The following is a 6300-nucleotide window of genomic DNA, read 5'->3' as shown; positions in this document are numbered from 1 at the left end:
GCTCAGGGACGCTCTCGGCCAGGCCGTCCTGATGCTGGCCGCCGGGACCGCCCTGGGGACGGGGATCGCGGCCCTCGTCGGCTCCGCGATCAGCGGCGGCGACGTTCCCTTCGTCCTCGAACCGCAGACCGTCCTGTGGCCCGCCGCCGTGATGGTCGCCCTCGGGGCGCTCGGCGCGGGCCTGTCCGTCCGGCGGATCACCGCCGTCGATCCGCTGACCGCGCTGGGGAGTGCCCGATGAGTCTGACCCTCGAAGACATCACACTGACGTACGCGGACGGGGAAGGGCGCCTCACGGCACTCGACGGAGTCGGGCTCGACGTCCCCGCCGGGACGCTGACGGCGATCGTCGGCCCGTCCGGCTCCGGGAAGTCCAGCCTGCTCGCGGTGGCGGCGACCCTGGTGACCCCCGACCGGGGTCGGGTGGTCGTCGGCGGCACGGAAACGGGGGCGCTTTCGGCCGCCGAGCGGGCGGAGTTGCGGCGGCGCAGGATGGGGATCGTCTTCCAGCAGCCGAATCTCCTCGCGTCCCTGACCGCGCTCGAACAGGTGGAGCTGATGGCGCGTATCGACGGGCGTGGACGCTCGGGTGCCGCCAGGGAGCGGGCCCGGGACCTGCTGGCCGCGGTGGGCCTGGCCGACCTCGCCCATCGCCGCCCGCATCAGCTGTCGGGCGGGCAGCGCCAGCGGATCGGCATCGCCAGGGCCCTGATGAACGTCCCCGCGGTACTCCTGGTCGACGAGCCGACCAGCGCCCTCGACCACGAACGGGGCACGGCGGTACTCGACCTCCTCGGCCGCCTCACCCGGGAGCGCAACACGGCAACGGTCCTGGTCACCCACGACCACGCCCACCTGACGATCGCGGACCGGGTACTGGAACTACGGGACGGAAGGCCGCTCACCCCACCCAGAACTCCCGGCCCGCCCGGCGCTGACGGATTCCAGCGATCCGCCGCCGGCTAACCCCGGGCGCCGGATGATTCCGGCCGCCTGGCGCTGCCGGGTTCCAGCGGTTCAGGCACTGAGATGCTCCCGGCCCGTCGGGGCTCCGCATGATTCCGGCCGTCCGACGCCCGACGGTTCCAGCCCGGCGGGCGCTCGGTTTTCCGGCCCGCCCGGAGCTGGATAGTTCCAGCCCGCCGGGCGCACGGTGACCCCATACCGCCAAGGGCTTGTTAATGGCGACCGGTCGGGCACTCGATCTCCCAGCCCGGCCGGCACTCGGCAATTCTGGCCGCCCGGCGCTGGGCAGTTCCGGCCGTCCGGCGCTGGGCAGTTCCAGCCCGTCCGGCACTGGGTAGTTCCAGCCCGTCCGGCGCTGGGCAGTTCCAGCCCGTCCGGCGCTGGATAGTTCCAGCCCGTCCGGCGTTTGAGGACGAACCCGGCGAAGCCGGTGATCAACGCCGCGCAGAAGCTTTCAGCCCGTCCGGCGCTTGAGGACGAACTCGGCGGAGCCGGTGATTAAACGCCGCCCAAGGCCCAGGGGCCAGTCAACGCTCGAGGCCAGGCGCCCCGAAAAGCTCTACCGCTCCCCGAACCGCCGCAAGCCCCGCGGCCAGCGCGCTGACGGAACCGATCGCCCCCGCGACAAGCAGCAGCGACCGCCGCAACCTCCGCACCTCCGGCGCCCCGCTCAGCGCCATCGCGGCCAGCGCCGCCAGCTCGTCCTCGGCTATGCCCCGGTCGGGGAACTCGACCGGGTGCGCGGCGAGCTCACGGCGCAGCCGCGACACCGCGGCGTCCAGCTCCGCGACTCGCGGGTCCTCATCACTGCCGGCCACTAGCCTCTGCCCCACACTCCGCAACACAGCTCTCCCCCTCGCACGACGACGTGCGCACGTTCTCGTCCAGCTCGTCCAGCTCATCCGGCGCATCCGGCTCAACCGGCACATCCGGCCTGTCCGGATCTCAACGTCCCCGTACGGCGTTGGTCAGACACCAGAGGGACGCGGGTCAGTAAACGCCACGGGAAGCGGGACGCGCCACTTTGTGGCCGGAACACACCGCCCCGATCGCGCGAGGCCCCGCCGCCTTTCGCGGCCGTGCGCACCTGGTGCGGTATGCAGGAGGCATGACGAACCCGATGATCGCCGGACTCCTCCTCGCCGCGGGCGGCGGGCGACGCCTCGGCGGCCGGCCCAAGGCCCTGCTCGACCACCAGGGGCGCCCCCTCGTCGAGCACGCGGTCCGCGTCCTGCGGGAGGGCGGCTGCACGCGCGTGCACGTGGTGCTCGGCGCGGACGCCGACGTCGTACGCGAGAAGGCCTCGCTCCCCGGCTGCGTACTGATCGACAACCCGGAGTGGACCGAGGGGATGGGTTCGTCGCTGCGGGCAGGCCTCGCCTCCCTGCGCGGCACCGACGCGAGCGCCGCACTCGTCTCGCTCGTCGACCAGCCGGGCATCGGCCCGGACGCGATAGCCCGCGTGTACGCCGCCCACCGCTCCCCCGCCACCCTCGCGGCCGCCGCGTACGACGGGGAGCGCGGCCACCCGGTGCTCTTCGGCGCGGACCACTGGGCGGGCATCGAGGCGAGCGCGGTGGGCGACCGCGGGGCGCGCGCCTATCTGAAGGAACACGCCGACGACATCACGCTCGTCGAGTGCGGCGACATCGCCCGGGCACACGACATCGACACGCCCGCCGACCTGATCCACCTTGAGTGACCGGCATGGCACTCAGCGACACGTTCTGTCGATGAGAAGAATCTCGACGTCAACAGACGATTGAACTTCCACTATGAGGAAACTAGTATCCACTGTTCAGAAGCACCCGTTCCCTCAAGTGGGGCCCACGGCCGTATCTCGGCTCCTGTGGCACTGAGTGTCACTGCGAATGCCCGGCGGTCGCCGCGCACCACCTGTGAAGCTCGCTGAAGGAAGTGACAGCTCATGTCCGCACCAGCGCAGTCCCCGCTGGCCATCGTCGACGCGGAGCCGCTGCCGCGGCAGGAAGAGGTCCTGACCGACGCGGCCCTCGCCTTTGTGGCAGAGCTGCACCGGCTCTTCACGCCGCGCCGTGACGAGCTCCTCACCCGCCGCTCCGAGCGCCGCGCCGAGATCGCGAGCACCTCCACGCTCGACTTCCTTCCCGAGACCGCGGCCATCCGCGCGGACGACTCCTGGAAGGTGGCCCCGGCACCGGCCGCCCTGAACGACCGCCGTGTCGAGATCACCGGGCCGACCGACCGCAAGATGACCATCAACGCCCTGAACTCGGGCGCCAAGGTCTGGCTCGCGGACTTCGAGGACGCCTCGGCGCCCACCTGGGAGAACGTGGTCCTGGGCCAGCTCAACCTCACCGACGCCTACGAGCGCCGCATCGACTTCACGGACGACCGCAGCGGCAAGTCGTACGCCCTCAAGGACGCCGGCGAGCTCGCCACCGTCGTCATGCGCCCGCGCGGCTGGCACCTGGACGAGCGGCACCTGCAGTTCGAGGGCACCCCGATCCCCGGCGCGCTCGTCGACTTCGGCCTGTACTTCTTCCACAACGCCAAGCGCCTCATCGAGCTCGGCAAGGGCCCGTACTTCTACCTCCCGAAGACGGAGTCGTACCTGGAGGCCCGCCTCTGGAACGACATCTTCGTCTTCGCGCAGGACTACGTCGGCGTCCCGCAGGGCACCGTCCGCGCCACGGTCCTCATCGAGACGATCACGGCCGCGTACGAGATGGAGGAGATCCTCTACGAGCTCCGCGACCACGCGTCGGGCCTGAACGCGGGCCGCTGGGACTACCTCTTCTCCATCGTCAAGAACTTCCGCGACGGCGGCTCGAAGTTCGTCCTGCCGGACCGCAACCTCGTGACGATGACGGCCCCCTTCATGCGGGCGTACACCGAACTCCTCGTCCGCACCTGCCACAAGCGCGGCGCGCACGCGATCGGCGGCATGGCCGCGTTCATCCCGTCCCGCAAGGACGCGGAGGTCAACAAGGTCGCCTTCGAGAAGGTCAAGAACGACAAGGACCGCGAGGCGGGCGACGGCTTCGACGGCTCCTGGGTCGCGCACCCGGACCTGGTCCCGATCGCCATGAAGTCCTTCGACGCGGTCCTGGGCGACAAGCCCAACCAGAAGGACCGTCTGCGCGAGGACGTCAAGGTCGCCCCCGGTGACCTGATCGCCATCGACTCCCTCGACGCGAAGCCCACGTACGACGGCCTGGTCAACGCCGTCCAGGTCGGCATCCGCTACATCGAGGCGTGGCTGCGGGGCCTGGGCGCCGTCGCCATCTTCAACCTCATGGAGGACGCGGCCACCGCCGAGATCTCGCGCTCGCAGATCTGGCAGTGGATCAACGCGGGCGTCGTCTTCGAGAACGGCAAGACCGCCACCGCGGACCTGGCCCGTGAGGTCGCCGCCGGTGAACTGGACGCCATCCGCGCCGAGATCGGCGAGGAGGCCTTCGCGGCCGGCAAGTGGCAGCAGGCCCACGACCTCCTCCTCCAGGTCTCCCTGGACGCGGACTACGCGGACTTCCTGACCCTCCCGGCGTACGAGCAGCTTCGCTGATTCCCGTACGCAGAGCATGACGAGGCCCCCGGCACCGCACAGCACCGGGGGCCTCGCCGTCAGCCGATGTGCCGCGACCAGTCCTGTTCGGCCGGCGGCTTCCCGTGCAGGTCGGGCACCCGCTTGAGCCAGGCGGGCCGCCCCCGCTCGGTGGCGGCAGCGCGCCGGGCGTCGGAGGCGGCCAGCTCGTCCCGGCCGGGAAAGTCCACCGGCAGCCAGGCCGCCGAGGCCCGCGCGCGGGCCAGCAAGAAGTCGACGTACGCCTCCCGCACCTGCCCGGGGGACCCGAAGCCCGGCTCATCGGCGAGCCACGCGTCCGGCACGAGGGCGGCGACCTCACGGAGCATGCCCTCGGTGACCAGGGGCGCCAGTTCCGCGTCGGCGGCGCGCGTGTCCGGCCCGTACACGCCGAGCGCGTGGTGCCGGAAGTCGTACGCCTTGTCGGGCGCCGTCGCGCCCCACCGGTGGTGGAAGACGAGCGCCGCCCCGTGGTCGATGAGCCACAGCTTCGGCGGCTGGAGGCCGAACGTGGGCCAGACCATAAGGTTCGAGCTGTGCACCGTGCGGTCGACGTTCGCCGTGAGGGCGTCGAGCCACACCACCTTGCCCGCCTCCAGCGGGTCCACGTCAAGGGCCTCGGGCGTGAAGTCCACGGCGCCCGGCAGGAGGTCCATGCCGAGGTTGAGCCCGGCGCTGGCGCGCAGCAGGTCCTGCACCTCCTGGTGCGGCTCCTCCGCCGCGACCGCCGGGTCGAAGTGGACCAGGACGAGCTCCGGGAAACGCAGGCCGAGACGGCGGGCCAGCTCGCCGACGATGATCTCCGCGACCAGCGCCTTGCGGCCCTGCGCGGAGCCGGTGAACTTCACGACGTACGTCCCCAGGTCGTCGGTCTCGACGACGCCGGGCACGGAGCCCCCGGTCCGCAGCGGGTTCACATACCGGACAGCAGTCACTTCTCGCAGCACACCGGCAACTGTATGCGGGCGGCGGCGCCGACCACGATCCGGTTTCGGCGGGTCAGGACGCGCGCAGGGCCTTCGCCAGGACGCTCTCGCCGGACACCTCGATCCGGCCCGCCTTCACCCCTTCGGCGACCGTGAGCGCGCCTTGGCCCACCGCGACACAGGTCTCCGCGTCCAGGGCCAGGAGCGCGTCGGGGGCTTCGGGGGCGGGCCCGTCGCCGTACGACTCCGTGCCGCCCCCCACCCGTACGTGGAACTCCCCCTCGTCCAGGCGGACCTGGACCACCCCTTCCGCCCCGAGCCCCGCGAGCCCCCGCAGCAGCGGCAGCGCGAACCAGTGGGCGCGGACCGCGTCCGTCGGAGCGCGCTCCTCCAGGGCGGGCGCGCCCCAGGAGGCGAGGGCCTTCAGGACGGGCAGCAACTGGCGGCCCCGATCGGTCAGTTCATAGACGTACACGGCCGACGGCGGGGGAAGGCGGCGGCGTGTCGTCAGGCCCTCGCGCTCCATGTCCTTGAGCCTGGACGCCAGGACGTCCGTGCTCACGCCCGGCAGATCGGCGTGCAGGTCGGTGTAGCGGCGGGGGCCGACCAGGAGCTCCCGGACGATCAGCAGGGTCCAGCGGTCGCCCACGGCGTCGAGGGCACGGGCGGCTGCGCAGTACTGGGCATAGCTTCGGCGAGTCCTGGGGGCAGGTGGCATGTGACCCATGCGGCACAGTCTATGCAAGTTGTTGGACTTTCCAAGCTCCAGCTTGGTAAAACCAAGTAACTCACGTCACGGGAGGCACAGCGCATGGAGTTCCGGCAGTCCAGCAAGCTCAGCGA

The 6300-nt window shown here is 71.4% G+C and carries 6 protein-coding genes and 1 pseudogene; 4 read left to right on the top strand and 3 right to left on the bottom strand.

Translation table 11 applies throughout. The features are described from left to right. A pseudogene (locus tag ACQKIP_RS36790) lies at nt 1-241 on the top strand (ABC transporter permease); the annotation flags it as partial. Beyond that, nucleotides 238-966, top strand: coding sequence for an ABC transporter ATP-binding protein (locus ACQKIP_RS36785; RefSeq protein ID WP_365863244.1), 729 nt, complete (start codon nt 238-240; stop codon nt 964-966). The pseudogene ACQKIP_RS36790 and the gene ACQKIP_RS36785, both read left to right, overlap by 4 nt. Nucleotides 967-1493: 527 nt before the next feature. Here ACQKIP_RS36785 and ACQKIP_RS36780 read toward each other — a convergent pair. Then, nucleotides 1494-1811, bottom strand: a complete 318-nt coding sequence (locus ACQKIP_RS36780; protein WP_365863242.1) for a DUF5955 family protein — start codon at nt 1809-1811, stop codon at nt 1494-1496. Nucleotides 1812-2074: 263 nt separating this feature from the next. On the opposite strand from ACQKIP_RS36780, the gene ACQKIP_RS36775 reads away from it, so the two are divergent. Both ACQKIP_RS36775 and aceB read left to right on the top strand, forming a co-directional pair. Further along, nucleotides 2075-2668 (top strand): nucleotidyltransferase family protein, encoded by a 594-nt coding sequence (locus ACQKIP_RS36775; protein WP_365863240.1) that lies wholly within the window; start codon nt 2075-2077, stop codon nt 2666-2668. A 225-nt stretch (nt 2669-2893) separates the two neighbouring features. After that, nucleotides 2894-4513 (top strand): malate synthase A, encoded by a 1620-nt coding sequence (gene aceB, locus ACQKIP_RS36770; protein ID WP_365863238.1) that lies wholly within the window; start codon nt 2894-2896, stop codon nt 4511-4513. A 59-nt stretch (nt 4514-4572) separates the two neighbouring features. On the opposite strand, the gene ACQKIP_RS36765 is transcribed toward aceB, so the two are convergent. Further along, a complete protein-coding gene (locus tag ACQKIP_RS36765) occupies nt 4573-5478 on the bottom strand; it encodes a HipA family kinase (RefSeq protein ID WP_365863236.1) in 906 nt (301 codons plus the stop codon). Between the two features lie 52 nt (nt 5479-5530). Then, nucleotides 5531-6175: a winged helix-turn-helix transcriptional regulator gene (locus ACQKIP_RS36760; RefSeq protein ID WP_365863377.1), complete on the bottom strand. Its 645-nt coding sequence runs from the start codon at nt 6173-6175 to the stop codon at nt 5531-5533. Between the last annotated feature and the right edge of the window lie 125 nt (nt 6176-6300).

Source organism: Streptomyces sp. NPDC059900, assembly GCF_050270335.1.
Lineage (GTDB): Bacteria > Actinomycetota > Actinomycetes > Streptomycetales > Streptomycetaceae > Streptomyces.
The sequence above is the reverse complement of the archived record's forward strand: the minus strand, read 5'-3'. Positions and strand labels throughout refer to the sequence as shown.

Bases quoted from the DNA above. Each gene is read 5' to 3' on its own strand.
- ACQKIP_RS36775 (WP_365863240.1), top strand. From the start codon at position 2,075: ATGACGAACCCGATGATCGCCGGACTCCTCCTCGCCGCGGGCGGCGGG.
- ACQKIP_RS36785 (WP_365863244.1), top strand. From the start codon at position 238: ATGAGTCTGACCCTCGAAGACATCACACTGACGTACGCGGACGGGGAA.
- ACQKIP_RS36760 (WP_365863377.1), bottom strand. From the start codon at position 6,175: ATGCCACCTGCCCCCAGGACTCGCCGAAGCTATGCCCAGTACTGCGCA.
- aceB (WP_365863238.1), top strand. From the start codon at position 2,894: ATGTCCGCACCAGCGCAGTCCCCGCTGGCCATCGTCGACGCGGAGCCG.